Source organism: Desulfoluna sp., assembly GCF_030145185.1.
Classification (GTDB): Bacteria; Desulfobacterota; Desulfobacteria; order Desulfobacterales; family Desulfolunaceae; genus Desulfoluna.
Genome location: NZ_JAQYWB010000008.1, coordinates 71,169 through 91,461 on the forward strand (window position 1 = coordinate 71,169; position 20,293 = coordinate 91,461).

General features: G+C 55.3%; 18 protein-coding genes and 1 tRNA gene. 16 read left to right on the top strand and 3 right to left on the bottom strand.

Annotated elements, in window-relative coordinates; all coding sequences use genetic code 11:
- Positions 1 to 223 precede the first annotated feature (223 nt).
- The 12 genes from Q1Q75_RS03875 (at position 224) to Q1Q75_RS03930 (ending at position 11,866) form a co-directional block, all read left to right on the top strand.
- Entirely contained in the window at positions 224 to 775 is a 552-nt protein-coding gene (locus tag Q1Q75_RS03875) for an HD domain-containing protein (RefSeq protein WP_300667698.1), read from the top strand.
- Between the two features lie 399 nt (positions 776 to 1,174).
- Positions 1,175 to 2,509: an HD domain-containing phosphohydrolase gene (locus Q1Q75_RS03880; RefSeq protein ID WP_300667699.1), complete on the top strand. Its 1,335-nt coding sequence runs from the start codon at positions 1,175 to 1,177 to the stop codon at positions 2,507 to 2,509.
- A gap of 12 nt (positions 2,510 to 2,521) precedes the next feature.
- Entirely contained in the window at positions 2,522 to 3,289 is a 768-nt protein-coding gene (locus Q1Q75_RS03885; protein WP_300667700.1) for a MotA/TolQ/ExbB proton channel family protein, read from the top strand.
- A gap of 3 nt (positions 3,290 to 3,292) precedes the next feature.
- A complete protein-coding gene (locus tag Q1Q75_RS03890) occupies positions 3,293 to 4,120 on the top strand; it encodes a flagellar motor protein MotB (protein ID WP_300667701.1) in 828 nt (275 codons plus the stop codon).
- 253 nt (positions 4,121 to 4,373) lie between these two features.
- Positions 4,374 to 5,042: a PTS sugar transporter subunit IIA gene (locus tag Q1Q75_RS03895; protein ID WP_300667702.1), complete on the top strand. Its 669-nt coding sequence runs from the start codon at positions 4,374 to 4,376 to the stop codon at positions 5,040 to 5,042.
- 341 nt (positions 5,043 to 5,383) lie between these two features.
- Positions 5,384 to 7,078, top strand: coding sequence for a chloride channel protein (locus Q1Q75_RS03900; RefSeq protein ID WP_366945151.1), 1,695 nt, complete (start codon positions 5,384 to 5,386; stop codon positions 7,076 to 7,078).
- Positions 7,079 to 7,094: 16 nt separating this feature from the next.
- On the top strand, positions 7,095 to 7,928 hold the full coding sequence (locus Q1Q75_RS03905) for a universal stress protein (RefSeq protein WP_300667704.1): 834 nt from the start codon (positions 7,095 to 7,097) through the stop codon (positions 7,926 to 7,928).
- Positions 7,929 to 8,174: 246 nt separating this feature from the next.
- A tRNA-Ser gene (locus Q1Q75_RS03910) sits at positions 8,175 to 8,264 on the top strand.
- A 301-nt stretch (positions 8,265 to 8,565) separates the two neighbouring features.
- A complete protein-coding gene (dnaX, locus tag Q1Q75_RS03915) occupies positions 8,566 to 10,422 on the top strand; it encodes a DNA polymerase III subunit gamma/tau (protein WP_300667705.1) in 1,857 nt (618 codons plus the stop codon).
- Positions 10,406 to 10,717, top strand: a complete 312-nt coding sequence (locus Q1Q75_RS03920) for a YbaB/EbfC family nucleoid-associated protein (protein ID WP_300667706.1) — start codon at positions 10,406 to 10,408, stop codon at positions 10,715 to 10,717. Before dnaX ends, Q1Q75_RS03920 begins: the two co-directional genes overlap by 17 nt.
- Positions 10,718 to 10,818: 101 nt before the next feature.
- Positions 10,819 to 11,433, top strand: a complete 615-nt coding sequence (gene recR / locus Q1Q75_RS03925; protein ID WP_300667707.1) for a recombination mediator RecR — start codon at positions 10,819 to 10,821, stop codon at positions 11,431 to 11,433.
- The gene (locus tag Q1Q75_RS03930; RefSeq protein ID WP_300667708.1) at positions 11,408 to 11,866 is read left to right on the top strand and encodes a YkgJ family cysteine cluster protein; all 459 of its coding nucleotides are present in this window, start codon (positions 11,408 to 11,410) and stop codon (positions 11,864 to 11,866) included. The genes recR and Q1Q75_RS03930 overlap by 26 nt, the downstream gene beginning before the upstream one ends.
- Here Q1Q75_RS03930 and Q1Q75_RS03935 read toward each other — a convergent pair.
- Positions 11,831 to 12,073, bottom strand: coding sequence for a hypothetical protein (locus tag Q1Q75_RS03935; RefSeq protein WP_300667710.1), 243 nt, complete (start codon positions 12,071 to 12,073; stop codon positions 11,831 to 11,833). The two genes, Q1Q75_RS03930 and Q1Q75_RS03935, sit on opposite strands and share 36 nt — an antisense overlap.
- 178 nt (positions 12,074 to 12,251) lie before the next feature.
- Between Q1Q75_RS03935 and murI the strand changes: the two genes are divergently transcribed.
- From murI to hemW, 4 genes are all read left to right on the top strand, one after another.
- Entirely contained in the window at positions 12,252 to 13,037 is a 786-nt protein-coding gene (gene murI / locus Q1Q75_RS03940; RefSeq protein WP_300667712.1) for a glutamate racemase, read from the top strand.
- A 252-nt stretch (positions 13,038 to 13,289) separates the two neighbouring features.
- On the top strand, positions 13,290 to 13,706 hold the full coding sequence (locus tag Q1Q75_RS03945; RefSeq protein ID WP_300667714.1) for a PilZ domain-containing protein: 417 nt from the start codon (positions 13,290 to 13,292) through the stop codon (positions 13,704 to 13,706).
- Between the two features lie 199 nt (positions 13,707 to 13,905).
- The gene (locus Q1Q75_RS03950; RefSeq protein ID WP_300667715.1) at positions 13,906 to 14,835 is read left to right on the top strand and encodes a malate dehydrogenase; all 930 of its coding nucleotides are present in this window, start codon (positions 13,906 to 13,908) and stop codon (positions 14,833 to 14,835) included.
- A 692-nt stretch (positions 14,836 to 15,527) separates the two neighbouring features.
- Positions 15,528 to 16,700 carry a radical SAM family heme chaperone HemW gene (gene hemW, locus Q1Q75_RS03955; RefSeq protein ID WP_300667717.1) on the top strand — a complete coding sequence of 391 codons (1,173 nt, stop codon included), beginning with the start codon at positions 15,528 to 15,530 and terminating at the stop codon, positions 16,698 to 16,700.
- A 116-nt stretch (positions 16,701 to 16,816) separates the two neighbouring features.
- Here the strand turns inward: hemW and Q1Q75_RS03960 are convergent, their stop codons facing one another.
- Positions 16,817 to 18,055, bottom strand: coding sequence for a DUF2333 family protein (locus Q1Q75_RS03960; RefSeq protein WP_300667719.1), 1,239 nt, complete (start codon positions 18,053 to 18,055; stop codon positions 16,817 to 16,819).
- Positions 18,056 to 18,312: 257 nt separating this feature from the next.
- Positions 18,313 to 20,229: a selenocysteine-specific translation elongation factor gene (selB, locus tag Q1Q75_RS03965; RefSeq protein WP_300667721.1), complete on the bottom strand. Its 1,917-nt coding sequence runs from the start codon at positions 20,227 to 20,229 to the stop codon at positions 18,313 to 18,315.
- Between the last annotated feature and the right edge of the window lie 64 nt (positions 20,230 to 20,293).

A 20,293-nucleotide genomic window follows, 5' to 3' on the forward strand; every position in this document is an offset into this window, starting at 1 on the left:
CAACGCGTAGAACGGTTTATTTTTCACTCTGGGGGCACCCTGTCTTGGGTCTCGTCAGGTGGATCCTGGGCTCAGTTTGGGATCGATCGGTTTATATCTAAGGGTGATATAGCTTTTATTGTCCTGATTTGTCAATGTTTTCAATGACGTTTCTTCTTCTGTCTGGAGGGCGTCCGGCGGGCTGTCGTGACGGCCACAGAATATGGAGAGGAGTGAATCGGTGATGGAAAAGATTGCAGACTTTTTATTTGAAGCGGGGATGTTGAAACGCATCCCGCGTTCCGGATATCAGTTTCTCGGGGGGGGGAAGGAGAGTGTGGCGGAGCACTCTTTTATGGTGACCACCCTTGCTTTTGTACTCTCTCGGATGGATGTCGAGGTGGACGCCGGCAAATTACTGGCCATGTGCCTGCTTCATGATCTTCCCGAGGCAAGGACGGGGGATTTAAACTATGTCCAGAAAAAATATTGCCGTGCTGATGAGGGCCTTGCGATCGCTGACCAGGCCCGTGGGCTTCCCTTTGGGGGCGAGTACAAGGCTCTTGTGGAGGAGTTCAACGCCTGTGAATCCCGTGAGGCGATGCTGGCCAAGGATGCCGATCAGCTTGCCTTTGTCCTGGATTTGAGGACACTGATCGATACCGGGCATAAGGGCGCGGATAAATGGCTGAAGACGGTCCTGCAGCGCCTGGTGACCGATACGGGGCGGCAGCTTGCCGAGGCGATTCTGGCCCGCTCATGGGATGATTGGTGGCTGGGCGGGGACTCCGAATAAAAGGAGATCCGTGGGGCGGCTTGGGTATCGGATGGAAAGACCCTGGCATGAGTCTGTGACCTTTTGCTGGTAACTTCCCGAAAATGAACATTAATATCGATGGGGGCTCCGGTGCTGTCAAGGCGTTGGTAGATAAAAAATGAGAATGGCTTTAACTTCACGGCAGGTTTGGCCGATCAAAAAGGGTGGATGAAGAAACCGTCGGGTATGTGGTCTGTTATTTTATATAGGTGCATGCGTTGGCGAGTCGTAAATCTCAGAGCTGCGGGTGCGTCGATGGGAGGGGCCTCGGGGCAGGGCCTCGCACTGACGTTGAAGATCATTAAAGAGCAGAGACAAAAAACAGGGGTGGCACCCGACTTTTTCTTCGGGACAACAGGGGTGGAAGGTATGGAGAGAATGGATACAGTAAAAATATTATATGTGGACGACGATGAGGACCTGACACAGATTTATACCCGGTTTCTTGAAGGAGAGCATTGCACCCTGAAAACGGCAGGCGATGCCGAAGAGGGGCTGGTGATTGCCTTTGACTTCAAGCCGGACCTTATCATCAGTGATGTGGCCATGCCTGGGATGGATGGCCTGGAGTTCTGCCGAAGGGTTCGGGCGTCCGATCTCTTAAATGACGTGATTTTCATGTTGGTCTCGGGCATTGATGTGGAGCCCAGAGACGTGGTGGCGGGGCTTGGGGCCGGTGCAGATGAGTATTTGGTCAAGCCTTTTTCCCGGGATGAACTCGTGGCTCGGATCGGGGCCCTCCTGCGTATAAAAGAGCTAAAGGATAAGGCAGATAACGCCGATAAATTTTTAAAGGATGAACTCCAAAGTCGCGATGCACTGGAGGCGAGGCTGGCAGAGCTCAAGGATGAGCTCGCTGGTGAGCGAGAGGCACTCTCGGGTGCCCTCAAGCAGGTGTCCTCGCTGGTCGGTGAACGGCAGAAAGCAGTGGAAAGGGCCGATACCATGGAGGCCCGGGCTGTACAGACGCTGGACTCGTGCGTCAGCATGATGGTGTCGGCTCTGGATGCCAGGCCGGGATTCAAGCGGGGCCATGGTGCCGATGTCGCGCGTCGGGCTGTCACTATCGCCGAAGAGATGGGGCTTGAGGGGGAAAAACTTCATCACCTCGAACAGGCCGCACGCCTCCATGAGCTGGGGCTGCTTTTCGTTTCGGAATCACTGGCGGGTAAAAACCCGCTGGATTACACCGAGTCGGAAGCGGATTTTCTCTCTCGGCATCCGGAACGAGCCGGTGGGCTGCTGGAGAAGGTGGAGGGGCTGGAAGAGACGGCTCGGATCGTTCGGCATCTGTTTGAGCATTTCGACGGAAGTGGAACGCCCCATAGCTTGAAAAAAGAGACCATCCCCTTTGCATCGCGGATTGTTGCCGTGGCGGATGCCTACGAAACCCTGGCTGCGTGGCCAGGGGGCGGCAGCGAACGAGATCATCTTGACAGGCTGGAAGAAGAAGCAGGGACGCGATTCGATCCCAAGGTTGTACACTGTTTGCACAAGTGTCTGGGACGAAAGCCTGAAATAGAAGTCGGAGGCCGTGTAGAGATGAGCGTGTTTGATGTGAAACCTGGAATGGTTCTCGCCTCAGCCATCTTTACCGCCAAGGGTGCCATGCTTCTGCCGGAGAATACGGTCCTGACGGATGAGTATATCAGGCAGATCGCACGCTACAACCGGATCGACCCCCTGGAAGAAACCATTTTTATTAAGGGATAGGTTGTTATACTCATGGATCTGGCTTCGTTGATCGGTGTAATTTCGGGTCTTGGCTTTACGGCCGCAGGTATTCTTCTCGGCAGCAGTTTGCTGCTGTTTTGGAACATGCCGTCGGTGATGATCGTGATTGGCGGGACGATCGCCTCGACCATGATCGCCTATCCTCTCAAGGATTTTCTCGGCGTCTTCAAGACCGTTGGCAAGGTCTTTATTTTTAAGATCGAGAAGCCCGAGGAGCTCGTTAAGATCCTCATTGAAATATCCAATAAAGCGCGAAAAGGTGGGCTTCTTTCTATTGAAGCGGATATCAACACCACCGAAGATCCCTACTTGAAAAGTGCCCTCCAGATGACGGTGGACGGGGTAAAAACCTCGGATATTGCCGCTGTCATGCAGAAAAGAATGGAGCTGACTCACCGGGAGCACAAGATCGGCTATTCGGTCCTGGCGTCCATGGGGACTTACGCACCGGCCTTTGGCATGGTGGGAACCCTGATCGGTCTGGTGCAGATGCTGGCCAACCTCGATGACCCTTCTTCCATTGGTCCTAAAATGGCGGTGGCCATGCTGACCACCTTTTACGGAGCCCTTCTGGCCAACCTCTTTTTTATTCCCATGTCGGACAAGCTGAAACTCAGAAGTGACGAGGAGATCTTGAACATGACCCTTCTTTATGAGGGGGTGGTCTCCATTCGTGAAGGGGAACACCCCAGACTCATGGAAGACAAGCTCAACGTCTATTTGACATCCGGCGGCGGAAAAGCGCCGAAAAAGGAGTAGCACATGGCTGAAGAGACCGGCTCCGGGGGAAGTGAAGAGGATGCAGCTCCGGCATTGAACCCCCCGGCATCCATCGGGGATGACGATGAGGGAGGTGGGGGCGCCCCGCAGTGGATGTGTACCTTTTCCGATCTGGTGACGCTTCTGATGTGTTTTTTTGTGCTGCTTTTTGCCATGAGCACCATTCAGGAGGAGACCTTCAAGGAGCTTGTGCAGTCCCTGAGGTCCGCCCTGGGGGTGCAGCAGGTCCCTGAGACCGGCACACGTGAGGGGCTGGTCATGAACTCTGACTCGGACACCCATGAGCCGAAAGACCATGCCGTGGACGAACTCGGCGGGATGGTTCAAAAGGAGATGGAGGAGATCGTCAGTGATGTGCGTGAGCTGATCATGTTCAACAAGCTGGGCGGTCAGGTCCGGGTGGAAGAGACGGAGGATGGAGCGGTGATCACCATCGCCGATATGGTGATCTTCGGGCCCGGGGAGTCTCGCCTTTCTGAGAACGGACGCATTGTCATGGAGAAGGTGGCCATGGTCCTGGCTCAATTCCATTATCCGGTCACTGTTTCCGGCCACACCGACGCCATGCCCATGGACAACCGGGATTATGCTTCGAATTGGGAGCTCTCCACGGGGCGTGCCACCAGCGTGGTCCGGTTTCTAATTTCCATGGGGATAGACCCCACCCAGTTAAAAGCGCAGGGCTTTGCCCATTATCGGCCTGTGGCTGACAACCGAACCCCGGAAGGGCGTTCGAAGAACAGGCGGGTGGAGATCACCTACGAGCGCACCTACATTGCCCGGGCTTTCGACGACGGGCTGTATCGTTAATCTTTCCCTTTTTTCCCCTTCCTTTTATTTATGATTTCCCCCTGTGCGTTGGAATGCCACTGGAAGAGGGGCTTTTCGGGCCTGGTGTGCCGTGTCTCTTTTGATCTCAGGTGTTTGGTTTTCCATGATTGCGGTTGAACTCTCAATTTCTATCAGATAGGATAAAAAGTTTTTAAATATCGCTGGGACGACATCAGGCGCGGAAACTCCTCTGTGCCGGGAAGGCCCCTTTTAAGATTTTGTGGTGATAGATATGAAATTGAGAATAGATGCTCTTGCCAAGGCCATGGGTTTGCCTCGGGATACCCTGGAACGCTGGATTCGTCAGGGCCGCATCCCGGTTAAGAAGGCCGGTATGGAGTGCTCTTTCGGGTATGAAACGGTCAAAAGCTGGGCGACAAAGCACAACACCTCTTTTATTATTGAAGAGCCCGCCTCTCCGGTGGGTGTGATGCGTGAAGCGGTCTCCCTTTCCTCCGCCCTCGGATCCGGGGGTGTGGTTTACGATCTTGAAGGGGACGATGTGTCCTCTGTTTTGCTTGGTATGACAGCCTCTGTGAAGGGACTCGATGACGAGGGTCGAGACACGCTTTTTCATCTCCTCGTCGAGAGGGAAGACCTTGCCTCCACCGGTGTCGGGCGTGGTGTGGCCCTGCCGCACCCGAGGACGCCCATGGATGCGTGGGTTATTCCTTCCATCACCACCTTCTTTTTAAAGCATCCCGTCGATTTCGGTGCGGTGGATGATCTGCCGGTGCGTGTGCTTTTTTTGATTCTGAGTCCCGATGTGGGCGCCCATCTTCAACTGCTTTCGAAAATCTCTTTTTGTGTGCGGGAGCCCGCCTTTCTAAGTTTTCTCGACGCGGTGCCGTCCGAGGCCTCGCTGTTGGAAAAGGTGGCCGAGTTTGAGAGCCGGCTGTGATTTTATAGTGGGTTCTGAGGGGCGCTGATCCATGGCGACCCTTTACGAGGCGTCTCATTGCAATGGGTCTCTTTACAATGGGTATGGAATCTGTTAGTTCGGCGGTGTCGGGTTGACCCCGGCATCGGTTGGGTTTCGTCAGGGAAATTCCTGGCCCGAAGACGTTGTGGGCTCTTTTGATAAGGGTTGCCGAGAGGGCACCATGGCTGTTCAGGGTGGGTATTTTCAGGGCTTTTTTGCGTCATGACTTCGAAAACTTTTTGCCCGTCAATGGGGGGTTTTCTGAAATTTTTAGGGATCTTTTCAACATGTTGAAAGGGCTGCGTAGGCTTCCGTCAAAATTGCTGACCATTCAACCGGATGACCGGTTGACGCTGATGGTGGCAGGTGTGATGGTCGGAATTGCAAGCGGTTTGGCGGCCTTGGCCTTGAACCGCAGCCTCGAGGCGATGCTTGAGTTTGTGCATCATTTAAGCAAATACCCCTGGGCCTTTGTGGTGCCCGGACTTGGGGCCGCTGCCTCGGCAATCTTTCTGGATCATATTATGAAGGAGGGGGCCGGGCATGGGGTTCCGGAGGTCATTTATGCCGTCTCCCGGTATGGGGGGTTGCTTCGCCTGCGTTCCAGTATTACGCGTCTTGTCTCCAGCTGTTTGACCATTGGCAGCGGCGGGTCTGCGGGTCCTGAGGCGCCGGTGGTGATGAGCGGGGCGGCCATCGGGTCCAATATTGCCAAGCTGTTTAACATGAATGACCGCCAGCGGGTGACCCTGGTGGGGTGTGGGGCAGCGGGGGCTATCTCTGCGATATTTAACGCCCCTATCGCCGGGTTGGTCTTTGTGCTTGAGGTGGTGCTCGGGGAGTGGTCCATCGTTAATATTGTGCCCATTGCCCTTGCCTCGGTGGCGGGTACCGAGGTGAGTCGTTTTTTCAACGGCAACCAGATCGCCTTCAGCCATGCCGGCTTTGATATCGGTGTGGCCGACACGGTGGCTGCCGCCGGCCTCGGCCTGGCCACGGCCCTGTTTTCAATTTTGCTTACCCGCGCCATGCGGTCCATGCACCATGTGTCGGAGGGGGTTAAGCTTCCCAAGTGGGGGCGGGCAGCCATTGGCGGGTGCCTGGTGGGGCTTTTGACGCTTCTTTTTCCGGACGTTCAGGGCGAAGGGTACCATGCCATTCGTGAGATGATCGTTGGGGCTTACGATGGCGCTTTTCAGCTTGCTGCGATTGCCATTTTTGCAAAAATTCTTGCCACATCCCTGACCTTGGGGTGGGGAGGCTCTGGCGGGATTTTTGCCCCTTCCCTTGTGGTGGGCAGTTTTACCGGCCTGGCTTTTTATCGTGGCGTGACCCTCCTCTGGCCGTCCATTCCCCTCGTCGGGGAAGGGTGCTTTGCCTTGCTTGGCATGGCCGGTCTCATCAGTGGCATTCTGCAGGCGCCTCTCACCGGTATCTTTCTTATCGTGCAGATTACCGGGGGCTATGAGGTTATTTTGCCCCTCATCGTCGTTTCTGCCGTTTCTACCACCATTACTCATTATTTTGAACCGGCATCCTTTTATATGAAGGATCTCGTGGACCGGGGGCAGCTGCTTCGGCCAGGGACAGACGCCCGGGTGCTGAATGACCTCTCCCTTGGGGAGCTCATTGAAAAAGATTGCCTGGTTGTTTCGCCCCACATGACCCTTCGGGAGTTTGTCGATGTGGTGAAGCGATCCCGCCGAAACCATTTCCCCGTGGAAGAGCCGGAAAGCGGAGATTTTCTGGGGATGGTCGATCTGAGCGAGGTGCGTCCCTACCTGTTTGATACCATTATGTACGATGCGGTGGTGGTCGAGCAGATCATGGACAGTAAGGTGAAACACATTACCTATGGGGACGAGCTGGCCGAGGTGCTCCACATTATGGACATCGATGGGCTTTTCAGTATGCCTCTGGTGGTGAATCGTCGATTTGTGGGGATGATCTCCAAGGCCACCCTGCTGGATAAATATCGAAAAGAGCTGATGGTGCAAACCACCGACAACCCCTGATAAGGGTAGGAGAGTTATGGATACCCAACTTTTTCATATTTTTCGAAACACGCCAACCGGGCGGGAAACTTTTCTTCAATCCATTTATTTTTGTCATCTCCTGGGGGCCTCGCCGGTGGTGTATGTCCCCAAGCACACCAAATTTTTGATGTACTTCGAAAAAGACGTGGTGCAGGTGGATCTCGACGGGTCGTATCTCTCCGCTTCGGAAACGGCGGAAAAGCATGCCCGGGAGCTCGCCGAGGCCGAGGGGCTTGAACCGAAGTTTTTCAATCCGAAAAATTTTACCGCCTCCACTCTGCCGGATATCCCCGTGGACTTTGATTTCATGTGCTGTCCGCGCAGCATCAGCGACCTGACAAGCAAGATCGGGCTGGGGTATATCGGGTCACGGGTCCGCCGCATTATTCGATCGGCTCGGTTTCCGGTGTTGATCAGTAGCCCTTCCTTTCGGCAATGGCACAGCGTGACCGTCTTTTTTGGGGGCTCTGGCAATGCGGTAAACGCCCTGAAGCTGGGGGTTCGGATCGCTCGAAAGACCGGGGTGAAGCTCCGCCTTTTTACCCAGGTTGAGGCTGGGATGACCCGGGATGATTACGAGCGGGCGATCATTGAAAGCGGTCTCGGAGACGATATGTCGGAGTACGTGGATGACTGGCTTCTTTTTTTCGGGGGGCGGCTTGAAGAAAATCTGTATGATGTCCCCCATGACAGCCTTCTTGTGGTGGGTGCGTATGGCCATGGACTGATCCGGGACATTCTCTTTGGCAGCAAGGTGGAGACCATCCAATCCGTGATGCCCAACAATCTGATGGTGGCGGGTCCCAATTACGTCGATCATGCGGTGTGAATCGCTTTTGGGCGGGATGAATGGTGATACCGGTGTGTTGTGGCGGAGCCTTTAGGGGCCCGCCTGGACGCCTCGGTGGAGCCTCGGGTTGCACCCCTGAAAAGGGTAAGAAAACCTCTTGACAAAGAAGGGGGGATGACGTAAATCTTTTTTCGCTTTTGAAACAGTTTCTCAAAACGCTTCAAGCTTCCCTTTACAGGAAAGCTTGCTTGAAATGTTGGGGGCTGATATAAGGGTTTTGTTTGCGGAGAGGTGGCCGAGTGGCTGAAGGTGCACGCCTGGAAAGCGTGTGTGCTGTAACAGGTACCGAGAGTTCGAATCTCTCCCTCTCCGCCACACCCCTTATCAAAAATAGGGATCAGGTTTATTTGAACAGGTTTTCGCCACATCCTCTCAATTCGGAAGTGGGAACCTGTTTTTTTTGTTTGGGCCCTTTTTTTTATTCAGAGCCTCTGGGGATGACGGCGCGTATGCAACGTCGATTTTATAATGATGCCATTCCTGACAGTGACTCCCCATTCATGATGCGGGGTCTTTGAGGCGGCACCCAGGCCGCGGCTGATTTGATGATACGCCGGCGCCTTGTCCGTGTTCCGGTCCGGAACCGGTCTTCGGCCCGCAGGGAGAACCGGTCACCATGTCCTATCTTGTCCTTGCCCGAAAATACAGACCCCAGCTTTTTGACGATGTGGTGGGGCAATCCCACGTCACCACGACCCTGAGTCATGCCATTACGGCAGGCCGCGTCGCGCACGCCATTCTCTTTTCCGGCCCCCGGGGTACCGGAAAAACCTCCGTGGCCCGTATTCTCGCCAAGGCGATGAACTGTACCGGACGGAAGGAGACCGGGTCTCCTCATCCCTGCAACAGCTGCCGGTCCTGCCGGGAGATTACCCAGGGAAGCTCGGCCGATGTGTTCGAGATCGACGGTGCCTCCAACAACAGCGTGGAACAGATCCGGGAGCTGCGAAACAATGTCAGCTACATGCCGGTCTACAGTCCCTTTAAAATATATATCATTGACGAAGTTCATATGCTCAGTATGGCGGCGTTCAATGCCCTTTTAAAGACCCTTGAAGAGCCCCCGCCCCATGTTCTGTTCATGTTCGCCACCACCGAAGTCCACAAGATTCCGGTGACGATCCTTTCGCGCTGTCAGCGTCATGACATGCGGCGTGTTTGCCATCAGGACCTCAAGACCCATCTTGAAAAACTCTGTCGCCTGGAAGCGGTCACCGTTCCTGCAGAGAGCCTGGATCTCATCTCTGTGGAGGCCGGGGGCTCGGTGCGGGACTCCCTGAGTATTCTTGATCAGATTATCGGCAGTGCCGTGGACGGCGCTGTGACCCATGAATCGGTTCTCACCACCCTGGGGTCTGTGGAGACGAGCGATGTCCTCGGGTTGGTGAATGCGCTGATCCGGCGTGACGGCGGCGAGGTTCTTTCCGCGGTCAATCGGTTTTACACCCAGGGCAATGACCTGAGGCGTCTTTTCGGCAGCCTCACCCAGACGTTAAGGGACCTTCTGGTGCTTGAGGTGGCCGGTCCCGGTGTGCTGGATCTTCCCGATGGGGAGATGAGTGCCCTGGCCGCCATGGCCAACGCCTCGACCCGGGGGTTTCTCACCAAGGCTCTGGAGGTGCTTCTGGCCGAGGAGTCGGCCATGCGTTACGCTGCGGCGCCTAAAATGGCTTTGGAGCTGGCCCTCATCAAGATTTTGCAGGTCCCGGACGCCTTGTCCATTGATGCCCTGATTCGAAAAATTGACACCCTGCAGAAGGTGGGAGGGGCACCCGTCCCGCCGACAGGGAGCCCCGTGGCCGGACCCGGGGTCTCTGAAACCCGGACGGGGTATGTCGCGACTCCCCCCATGACTCAACAGGGGACTCAACAGGCGGCCCCGCAGGCACCTCAACCGGTCTCCCCGCAGGCGGCCCCCCCCCAGGCGCACCCTCAGCCCTCAGTCAGCCCAGAAACGCCAGAATTGGAGGATCGGGCCATGGACTCACCTCCAGCGCCGGTGGCTGATCCGATGCCATCGCCCCCGGCTGAAACGCCGGAGCGGTCCGAAACGCCGAAGCCGACCTGGAATCCTTCCCATTCGCCGGAAAAGGCCTGGGGTGTTTTTCTCGACGCGTTGCGGAAAAACAGGCCTTCCATGGCCCCGCTTCTGGCCAAAAGCGCCTTGAAAAAAGTGTCTGGAAAGAGTATTGAGATCGAAATCACTGCCTCCCGTTTTGCCGTGGGACGTTTGAATAACGGCAAAAAAAAGGAGCTGGAAGAGGAAATTCGGGCCTGGTTTGGTTCGGATATGAACGTGACCCTACACACCATCATTGCCGGTGAAGAGGCCCCTGCCGGGGCACGCCATGGAAACGATCGCCTCATCACGGAGGCAAAGGAACACCCCGTTATCCACGAGGCCGTTCGGGTCTTCGGGGGCAAGGTGGATGTCAACATCATTAAGGAGGATGACCATGAAAGGCATGGGTAACATGATGAAGCAGGCCCAGAAGATGCAGGCCAAGATGATGAAGCTTCAAGGCGAGATGGATCAGTACACCGCAGAAGGCACGGCCGGGGGCGGGATGGTTAAGGCGGTGGCCAATGGGAAGCAGACGGTGCTTTCGGTGACCATCAACCCTGAAGCGGTGGATCCAGAAGATGTGGAGATCCTCCAGGACATGGTCACTGCGGCTGTGAATGACGCCCTGACCAAGGTGGGCCTGATCGTCAATGAGAAGATGAGCAAAGTGACCGGCGGGATGAATATTCCCGGTCTTATGTAGGTTTATGAACGCGCTTTCTTGTGCTGAATGCCGGGTGATCAGCTCCCGGCACCCAGGCAGGGGGCGTTGTCTTTTGTTTTGCACCCACTACCAGGTCCAGCATGAATCATTATCCAGCCTCGTTGAAGCAGCTCATTGACAACCTCGCCCGCTTGCCCGGTATCGGTCGAAAGAGCGCCGAAAGACTGGCCCTTCATATCCTGAAGGCCTCACACCGTGAAGCCGATCTTCTGGCCTCCAGTATTGTTGAGGTGAAGAAACGAGTGCGGCTGTGCCGCCGTTGTTTTGCCCTCGCAGAGGAGGACTACTGCCCGGTGTGCACCAACATGAACCGCGACCATTCGCGTATCTGTGTGGTGGAAAAACCGGCCGATATGGCGGCCATTGAGATGTCTGGCGGCTACAACGGGAGCTATCATATTCTCCAGGGGGCCCTCTCTCCCATGGACGGTATCGGTCCCGACGATCTTCGCATTGCAGAGCTCTTGAAGCGCGTGGACGTCGATGGGCCTTCCGAGGTGATTCTGGCCACGGGGACCAATGTGGAGGGTGAAGCCACGGCGGCATTTATTTCGGAAAAGCTGCATCACCAGCCGGTGCGGGTGACCCGTATCGCCTCTGGGGTTCCCATGGGTGGGGATTTAAAATATGTGGATCAGGTGACCCTGAAACGGGCCATGGAGACGCGTCATGACACAAGGTACCTTGACAAGTGATGATATTTTTCAGTGCACCCAGTGCGGGGAGTGCTGTACAGGTTTCGGTGGCAACTACATGACCCCGGAGGACGTGGATCGCATTGCCGCTTTTGTCGGCGTGAGCCGGGAGCGGTTCCTTGAGGACTACTGTCAGATGGTAGACGGCCTGCCGGTGATTGCCGTGGGTGAGGACGGCCGATGCGTTTTTTTTCGTGGGAACTGCACCATCCATGAAGTGAAACCCCGGATGTGCCGTGCCTGGCCTTTTATTGACGCGGTGGCACGGGTGCCCTCAAACTGGGAGCTCATGGCCGGTGCCTGCCCCGGCATTCAGACGGGTTTTCCCCTCGAAGAGGTGCGCCGCATTGTCCGTCTGGAGATCGACAAACTGGATAAGGCCCGCAATGAAAAAGGGTCAATTTCCCCACATCTCCGAGGGCAGAAGGCGTAACGGGGTGTTTGGCGTTTCGGGTATCCCGATGATCCCCTGCCGGTGAAGCTCTTCAAGGGCTGTCTCCAGGGCGCCGGGTTCACCGGTCCACAGTGTGGCTACCGTCTCTCGGTTCAGGGGTAGCGCCTGGTCGGCCAGGCCGGTTAAGAGCAGGTAACAGGAGACGGTCTCCGTCGGGAGATGAAGGGTGAAGATTTTCTGGTCCATGTGCATGGGGCCTCCTTGACCTATCGGTATGAGCGGAATGAATGATTGGGGCAGGCCATCAGGCTGTCCCACTTCGATGACACTGCGGAGTATATCAAACAGTGCCTAATTCACAACCTTTGGCGGGCGATGCAAGCGATTGCGTTGTCCTCCCTATGACACAGGCGTCTTTTTTATTATGATTGGTATTTTTGATTCGGGCATCGGGGGGCTTACCACCTGCCGCGCCCTGAAACAGGCCCTTCCCGGGCACGACATGATCTATTTCGGCGATACCGCCCGAACTCCCTATGGCAGCAAGAGCCGGGAGACGGTGGTGCGTTACAGTCTTGAGAACAGTCGCTTTCTCCTTGAGATGGGCGCAGAGATGATTGTGGTGGGATGCAATACGGCCTCCAGTGTGGCTCCGGACGCCATCCGCAAAGCCTTTGACGTTCCTGTGTTTGAAGTCGTGGCACCGGCTGTGGAACAGGCGCTGGCCGCTTCGAAAAAGGGGCGTATCGGTGTGATCGGCACCCGGGGAACCATCGACAGTGGGGTGTATGAGACCCGTATCAAGGCGATGCTTCCTTCTGCCACGGTCCACTCCAATTCCTGCCCTCTGCTGGTGCCTCTGGTGGAAGAGGGCTGGTTCAATCGCCCGGAAACTCGCCGTATCGTGAAGAGTTATATCCACCCCTTGCGGGAACGCCAGATCGATACCTTGATCCTTGGCTGTACCCATTACCCCATGTTGCAGTCGATTATTCAGGAGAAGGCGGGTAAGCGTGTCACCATTATCAACTCGGGTTCCGCGGTGGCTCAGCAGGTGAAGGCCTTCGTCGAAGCCAACCCTGAATGGCGGGATAAGGGCGGGCGTACCGGCGGGGATCGTTTTTTTGTTTCGGATTATACCCCCCAGTTTCGTTCCATTGCGGAGTCCATCCTCAAACAGAAGGTGGAGCTCCAGCTGGTGCAGCAGTAAGCCTCTCTATTTGTAACGTTATCTGGAAAAACCCGGGCTGAGGGATACTCATGACCGGGTTTTTTATTCGGGAAAGGCGTGATTCTATCTCTGGTGGCTGTTCATGGTGGCGAGGCGCCCTTACGATGTCCTCACATGGTGAATAATGATTGATCATTTATGAGATTGATATTATAAATAAATATGTTTTTTCTTCGGGCGGTCCGCGCCTTGAATGCCTTCTTGAACCTTCCAGAATGAATCTTTCCGGCCATGACAAATGAACGACGTCGACATCCCCGGTACAAGGCGAGAAGCGGCACTTATGTCTCCATGCTGCCCGCATCAACATGCATGGGGCAGCTGGTAGATGTCAGTGTTGGAGGGCTCTCCTTTCGCTACATCGATCACGAAGGGGTGGACCGCAACCGGGAAGAGACCCATGTCTTCATCGGGGACGACTCCGTTTATCTCGATGGCATTCGCACCACCATCATCGATGATGTGCCCGTCTGTGAGCGACCGTCGTGGGACTTCTCCGGGGTTCGCCTCTGTCATGCCAGGCGAGTGCGGCAGCGCAGGGTGCGTTTTGACGCCATGAGCCTGGATCAGAAAGCGCAATTGGACTATTTTCTTCGGTACCGTACCGCAGGGGCTTCTGATCGTCTCGCGATCAACGATTCCTGCTGATCCTTGTTTCTGTGTGTCTCCCTGCATTTACAAACGGTTATCCTCTGTGCCTTTACAGGGCATCTCTTCTCTCCTGTCTTTACGAGCTCCACTCCTTCTTATTCCAGCCTGTAGCCAACCGTTTCTTTTTTTTGTTTTGTGAAAAGCGTCTATCCGAGTCTGCGCCATTCCGATTTGTAACCTGATGAAGGAGGAATCCATGACCGTTAGTAAGATTTTCATTGCCGGCGCTGGAAACGTCGGTTCGGCCAGCGCGGCGTTTATGTCGATGAAACAGCTGGGGAACGTTTATCTTTTTGATATTATAGAGGACTTTGCGATTGGTCAGGCGATGGATATCAATCAGTCGCTTCCCTATTGGAATTCTGACTCCAAGGTGTCGGGGTGCCGTTCCCTCGATGAGATGGAGGGGGCTGACGTGGTGGTGATTACGGCCGGCGGTAAGAGGGCCGAAGGCATGACGCGGCTGGATCTTCTCTATCAAAATCTGGATATCATGTATCAGATCGGAGAAAAGGTGATGGCTTTGGCTCCCAAGGCCTTTGTCCATGTCACCAGCAACCCGGTGGATGTGCTGGCCTGGGCGCTCAAGGCGAAATGGCCGGAAATGAATGTCACCGGCTTGGGGTGCGCCCTGGATGCCATGCGGTTCCGATTTTTTCTGGCCGAACACCTGAATGTCTCCCGTGAAGCCGTGGGTTGTACCGTGATTGGGACCCACGATGACAACATGATCCCTTTGGTGGCACGGGCGGATGTGGGTGGGATTCCTGTGACACAGCATTTGACCCCCGCCGATGAAGAGCGGCTGGTGACCCTGGTAAAGCATGGGGGCGGAGATATCGTCAAGCGCTTGAAAACACGCAGCGGCTTTTTTGCGGCGGCGACCAAGGTGACCCATATCATTGAATCTTATCTTTATAACAAGCAGCATATTTTTCCCTTAAGTGTGACCCTGAACGGTGAGTATGGCTACACCGATATGGCCCTCTCCCTTCCTGTCTCCATTGGAGAGCGGGGGGTCCACGATATTTTTGAGTTTGAGTTAAGCGATCACGAACGGGCCATGCTGGATGTCTGTGCCGGGTCCATGCGAAAGGTGATCTCTGAAATTCGTGCGAGGCAGTAAAGGGTCGCCGCGGGTGCCTTTCGTGAAATGGGTGTGCACGCGTCACGATTCAGTACACACTAGCCTCCGGGGAGCCATTTCAGGGCGGCGTAAGGGATATCCGTACACGGGTTTTTGTGACCGTTGCGGTTGGTCCGCGGTGCGCAAGCATACCTGAACGCCTTTGTTCCCTGGAGTGCGGCGCTCCGTTTCGGTTCGTCTTTCTCGGTTTTTTAAAGGTCGCGGCTCAAACGATGACCAAGGCCGAGACGTTGAATAAAAATGGGCTCAACGAACGGAAACACCAATAGGGCTTTACAATAGAGTGGAGGCACCACAGCCGCCCTTCCGGGCGCGCCGTGCTCCGTAGCGACTTTTTTTGCCGGGAGCTTTGCCCGGCCATTCAAAAGAATCAGGTCCTTTTATGACCATGGTTTTCCGGGGGGGTACATGGGCGATAACGAATCCAAAAGCCTGAGCGAAGCGACTCCTCGCCGATGGCCTATAGGTATTTTTGCCTAAGTGGCTTCGTCACCCTTGCCGCCGGAGGCTTCGTATCATGAGCTGAATAGTGACGGTTTTCTCGCGATGTGAGATCATCACCGGTGATCGTCGAGTCGCCTCTGTGTGCGGGCCGGTTTTTTGGGGTATGCAAATGAGAAGGGTTGGTATAGGAAGCATGGGAACCCTGATATCCCAAAGGAGATGTTTCCATGAACCCCGGCTTATATATCCATGTCCCTTTCTGTCTTCGCAAGTGCCCGTATTGTGACTTTTATTCCGAGGCGGATTTGACGCTGAAATCCGCATTTCTTGAGGCATTGAGATGTGAAATGGCGTTGGTGGCGGAAGCCCTTCCGGATGCGGGGGGCTTTGATACGGTCTATTTTGGCGGCGGGACCCCCTCGCTTCTGGAGCCTTCGGAGGTGGCAGGGGTTTTGGATGCGGTTCAGCGTCATTTCACGGTTGCCGACGATGTGGAGGTGACCCTTGAGGTGAATCCTGGGACGGTGACGCCTGAAAAGTTGGCAGGATTTCGCCATGCCGGGGTGAATCGCCTGAGCATCGGGGTGCAGTCCCTTGATGATGCGACCTTACGTTTTCTGGGGCGTCTTCATAACGCGGAACAGGCGCGGGATGTGCTCGATGCGGCGAGGGCCTGCGGATTTGCCAGCCTCAGCGCTGACCTTATCTATGGGGTTGGGGGGGCGACGGGGCAGAGCGTCGAGGCCGTGCTTTCCGACGTGACAGCCCTTCTTTCCTATGCGCCAGAGCATCTCTCCTGTTACATGCTGACCCTGGAGGAGGGAACTCCGCTTCACGCCCGTCACAGCAACAACGATTTTATGATGCCTGACGAAACGGCTCAGGGGACTCTTTTTTCAACAGTTTCGGATACCCTCACCGAAGGGGGCTACCTCCACTATGAGGTCTCTAACTTTGCCCGGAGCCCCGGGTTTGTTTCCCGGCATAATACGAAGTATTGGGAGATGGTCACCACCGTGGGGCTGGGACCTTCGGCCCATGGTTTCTGGTGTGGCGGGGGGGGGCGTCAAGAGCCTTCGCGCTGGTGGAATGTGGCGAACCTGAGGTCCTGGCTGGCTTGCTTGAAAGAGGGGCGGCGCCCTGTCCAGGGAGAAGAGACTCTGGACCGGGAGGCGTTGATGACGGAGGCGTTATATCTCGGTCTGCGGCGCATGGAAGGGGTCGCTCTGAAAGACTTTCATCGGCGTTTTGCGGTGGACTTGGTGTCGGTCCTGGGGGGGCTTTTCGGAGAGCTGGAAGAGCAGGGGCTGATGGTCAGATCGTCAGATGCCATTCGCCTGACCCGCAGAGGGTTTGCCGTGGCCGATGGGATTGTGCTTCGTTTGTTGCAGGCGCTGTAGGATGTGACGCTTTATTATGACTCGGAAAAAAGAGAAGCCCGTCATTTCAGAAGAATGAAATGACGGGCTTTTTAGGTTGAACGTCTGGGCTCCCTTATGGCAAGGATCGCCGCTTTTTAGGTGCTCATCGTCTTTGTGACAAACTGGATGTAGGCTCGGGCGTGGCTGATAAAAGCGGCCATGTTGGCTCGGTGGTTGGCAAAAAAACCACTGTAAGCGCTCTCCTGAATAAAGAGAGGGTCGAGTTCCGTGGCGTGTTGAAGCATCAACACCGCATGGTGCAGGTCGTTGGCAGCCCCTCTGGAGTCCAGAACCGGTGCAAAGTCAACCATCACGGCTTCCAGGATGGTGGCCATGGCCGTGGACACCCCTTGTGCATAAAAGAAGTAATCATCTGCCTTGAAGGTGCTGACCCGGGCGCCGTTCTCTTCATGGGTTTTTACGAGGTCGTCGTCGCAGTCTCCCAAGAGGTCTTCAAAACTTTTGAGCAGGGGGATCAGGTTATCAGCCCGGGAGTGAAAGGTGGCCTTGTTGGTGTTGAGTCGTTCCCTGTAGGTTCTGAGTTCATCAAGGGCCTGGGCGTAGGATTTTTCGGGTGCAGGCAGCCAGTATTTTTTGGGGTCGTTGTTGAACTTGGCCCGCGCCAGGTTGAGGTTGCGGTCGAATTTGATCGTGCTGCCGGTCCTGGCAATACGTTCCGTGAGTTTTTCGGTCGAGCGCCGGGTGACCTCAAGGATGCCGAGTTGGCGATTGCTGATGTTGTCGGTAAAGAAGGTGGCGACGTCGTTGGGGCGCCATCCAAGCCGACGGACGTTAATCTCATAGTTCAGGGGCTCAATGAGCGCGGTGACAAAGGCAGTCCCTCGCACGGCATTGGGGAAGAGATCGGCCACATCCTGCTCCACGGAGCTGTGGGGGGTGTTCGCCGGGTCTGTGCCATGGCCCTGGGCGTCCACATGGAGGGTTGACTCGGGGTCTATTTTTTCGGTCGTTCCCGCGTGACTGTCGGAGGCTTGGGGTGTGTGTGATACAGCGGGCGTATTTTTTTCACCTGAAACCCCGTGGGCATCTGTGGCCGGTGTGCCTGAATCATCGGTCGCAAGGGCCGAACCGGCGTGAGCTGTTTTGTCAGTCCCGAGGACTTTTCCAAGGACGATGTCGGCTTTTTTGAGTGCAGGGCTTTTCTCTACGGCCTGGTGATAGGCGGACGGCACGTCGTCACTGTCGGTAAAATACTGAAAAAGTTTGGAACCTCCCCAGAGGACGGCTACCGTGACAACAAGGGCCAGGGCCACTCTTGAAACGAGATATACCTTGAAATCTTTGCCGGTCTTTTTGTTGGTGGGATCATTCATATTTTCTCCTTAATCTCCCGGATATTCAGCACCACAGATTGATGGTTTAGCTAGTGTCAGGCCCACAGTATGCACATTTTTAATACAGAAGTCAAAAGAGCAGGGTGAGAGCGTCATTGTTTCAAAAGAACCCCTTAGTTTTACAGAGGTAAATCATCGGGGCGCAGGTGCGTGAGGCTTCAGGAAATAAAGGGTCACACATTTTTTTACCCGAATTCCCTTGGGCGTTTATTTTTTTCTGCACCCCACTGCCCGGATTAGCTGCGACCTCTCAACTGTCGGGTATCTCCGACGCGAATGGTCAGGTTTTTACCGTCATAGTATTCCAGAAGAGGAATTAAATATTTTCGGGAGACCCCGCCGGTCATCTCTTTGAAGTCTGCGGTGGTCATTTCGGTGTGGGTTTCAAAGAAAGCCAGCACGCGTGATTCCAGACCTTCAAGGGCAGATTGGTGAAAGTAGAGATCTTCTTTGGCCTTTCTCAACGTTTTCTCTGTGGTGAGAAGAAGGAGCACATCCATGGCCTTGTTGACCGGGACCCCAAGGGTCTCACACAGGGCCTTGAAGTAGGGTGGCGTGAGGGCTGTGTCGCTGTAAGCGGAGACAATATTTTTCTTCAGCAGCTCCTGATCCACCTGAAGTTCGACGGTATGGGTGGCGAGTTTAACCGTGTCCGAGGTGAGGATGACCGACTTGTCGGTGACGAGATGATTAAGCGTGAGGGTAAAAACACGGTTTCCCAGTATGGCGGGAAATTTGGATTTCAACTCTTCTTTGGACATCCCTTCCTTTAAAGGGTGGGTCTTGTGATAATCGGCGAGAAAGGTTTTGCCGATTTCCGTCAGGCGGGAGAAGGTGTCCCCATGGATCAAGGTACGGGATTCTTTGTCCGTCTGGATAACCACTCGCTTGGAGAGCAGTCCGGAGAGGGCTCCTGTCAGCTGTTTCTCGCTGCAGTTGGTCATGATCTTCAGGTCGGAAAAAGGAAGGCCGGCATACCCTGCCTGGGTGACATGAAATGAGATGATTTCAGGCAGCTCGTTTTCCCTCAAGCCTGCCAGACCCTGGGTGACGTCTTCTCGAAAGCGCTTGTGTTTGGGGGGGATCGGGTTCAGGATACGTCCCCCGCCGATGGTGCGGACCGGGGAGTAGCTTCGGATCACATACCGGTCGTCCTTGATACAGGCGACGGGCTCTTCCAGGCGCAGCTGAACGGCGGCGGTTTTTCCGGCATCCAGGGATTCCCGGTCCAGGAGGATCAGGTATCCGAGGACTTCACTGGTGCCGGTGTGAAGGCGAATCCGGGTTCGATTCTTCAGGGGCTTTTTGGCGCTGGGCAGATAGTGAAATTCCACATCCATGAGATAGCTTGGCTTGATGTTACCGGGTGTGGACACCACCTCGCCCCGTTGGATGGCGCTTTTTTCCAGGCCCTGAAAGTTGATGGCCGTGCGCATTCCTGAGGAGGCTTTTTCCACGCTGTCACTGTGGACCTGAATGCCGCGGACTTTGGATTCCACCCCGGAGGGGTAGATGGTAACTGCGTCCCCAATGGAGATGCTTCCGGAAATGACGGTACCGGTGATGACGGTACCGAATCCTTTCATGGTGAACACGCGGTCCACGGGCAGCCTGAAAACAGAGGCGGTGCGACGTTGTGGAACGCTCGCGGCCAGTTCGGAAAGGGTCTGCTTCAGGGTGTCCATCCCGTCGCCGGTAACGGAGGAGACAGGAATCATTGGCGCCCCTTCTAAAAAGGTGCCTTTAAGGAAGCCGCCGATGTCCTCTTGGACAAGTTCCAGCCACTCCTCATCGACGAGGTCGGTCTTGGTGAGCACCACCACGCCATGGGAGATGCCCAGAAGGGAACAGATTTCCATGTGCTCACGGGTTTGTGGCATGACCCCTTCATCGGCCGCAATCACCATGGCCACGATGTCGATGCCAGTGGCACCGGCGACCATGTTTTTGACGAATTTTTCATGGCCAGGGACATCCACGATGCCCACGTGCTGGCCATTGGGCAGGGCCATGGAAGCAAATCCGAGCTCAATGGTGATGCCTCGTGCCTTCTCTTCTTTCAATCGATCTGTTTCGATGCCGGTCAGGCTTCGAATGAGGCTGGTTTTACCGTGATCTATGTGTCCGGCCGTGCCGAGTATGATCTGTTTCAACGACCCTTAGCTCCTCTTTATCGCGGGCATATAATTAAGCCGTATGGCCCGGTTTCGGGTGGAA

Coding starts and splice junctions, on each gene's coding strand:
- dnaX (WP_300667705.1), top strand. CDS start 8,566: ATGTCCTATCTTGTCCTTGCCCGAAAATACAGACCCCAGCTTTTTGAC.
- Q1Q75_RS03930 (WP_300667708.1), top strand. CDS start 11,408: ATGACACAAGGTACCTTGACAAGTGATGATATTTTTCAGTGCACCCAG.
- murI (WP_300667712.1), top strand. CDS start 12,252: ATGATTGGTATTTTTGATTCGGGCATCGGGGGGCTTACCACCTGCCGC.
- Q1Q75_RS03875 (WP_300667698.1), top strand. CDS start 224: ATGGAAAAGATTGCAGACTTTTTATTTGAAGCGGGGATGTTGAAACGC.
- Q1Q75_RS03945 (WP_300667714.1), top strand. CDS start 13,290: ATGACAAATGAACGACGTCGACATCCCCGGTACAAGGCGAGAAGCGGC.
- Q1Q75_RS03880 (WP_300667699.1), top strand. CDS start 1,175: ATGGATACAGTAAAAATATTATATGTGGACGACGATGAGGACCTGACA.
- Q1Q75_RS03950 (WP_300667715.1), top strand. CDS start 13,906: ATGACCGTTAGTAAGATTTTCATTGCCGGCGCTGGAAACGTCGGTTCG.
- Q1Q75_RS03960 (WP_300667719.1), bottom strand. CDS start 18,055: ATGAATGATCCCACCAACAAAAAGACCGGCAAAGATTTCAAGGTATAT.
- hemW (WP_300667717.1), top strand. CDS start 15,528: ATGAACCCCGGCTTATATATCCATGTCCCTTTCTGTCTTCGCAAGTGC.
- Q1Q75_RS03905 (WP_300667704.1), top strand. CDS start 7,095: ATGGATACCCAACTTTTTCATATTTTTCGAAACACGCCAACCGGGCGG.
- Q1Q75_RS03935 (WP_300667710.1), bottom strand. CDS start 12,073: ATGGACCAGAAAATCTTCACCCTTCATCTCCCGACGGAGACCGTCTCC.
- Q1Q75_RS03890 (WP_300667701.1), top strand. CDS start 3,293: ATGGCTGAAGAGACCGGCTCCGGGGGAAGTGAAGAGGATGCAGCTCCG.
- Q1Q75_RS03885 (WP_300667700.1), top strand. CDS start 2,522: ATGGATCTGGCTTCGTTGATCGGTGTAATTTCGGGTCTTGGCTTTACG.
- recR (WP_300667707.1), top strand. CDS start 10,819: ATGAATCATTATCCAGCCTCGTTGAAGCAGCTCATTGACAACCTCGCC.
- Q1Q75_RS03920 (WP_300667706.1), top strand. CDS start 10,406: ATGAAAGGCATGGGTAACATGATGAAGCAGGCCCAGAAGATGCAGGCC.
- Q1Q75_RS03895 (WP_300667702.1), top strand. CDS start 4,374: ATGAAATTGAGAATAGATGCTCTTGCCAAGGCCATGGGTTTGCCTCGG.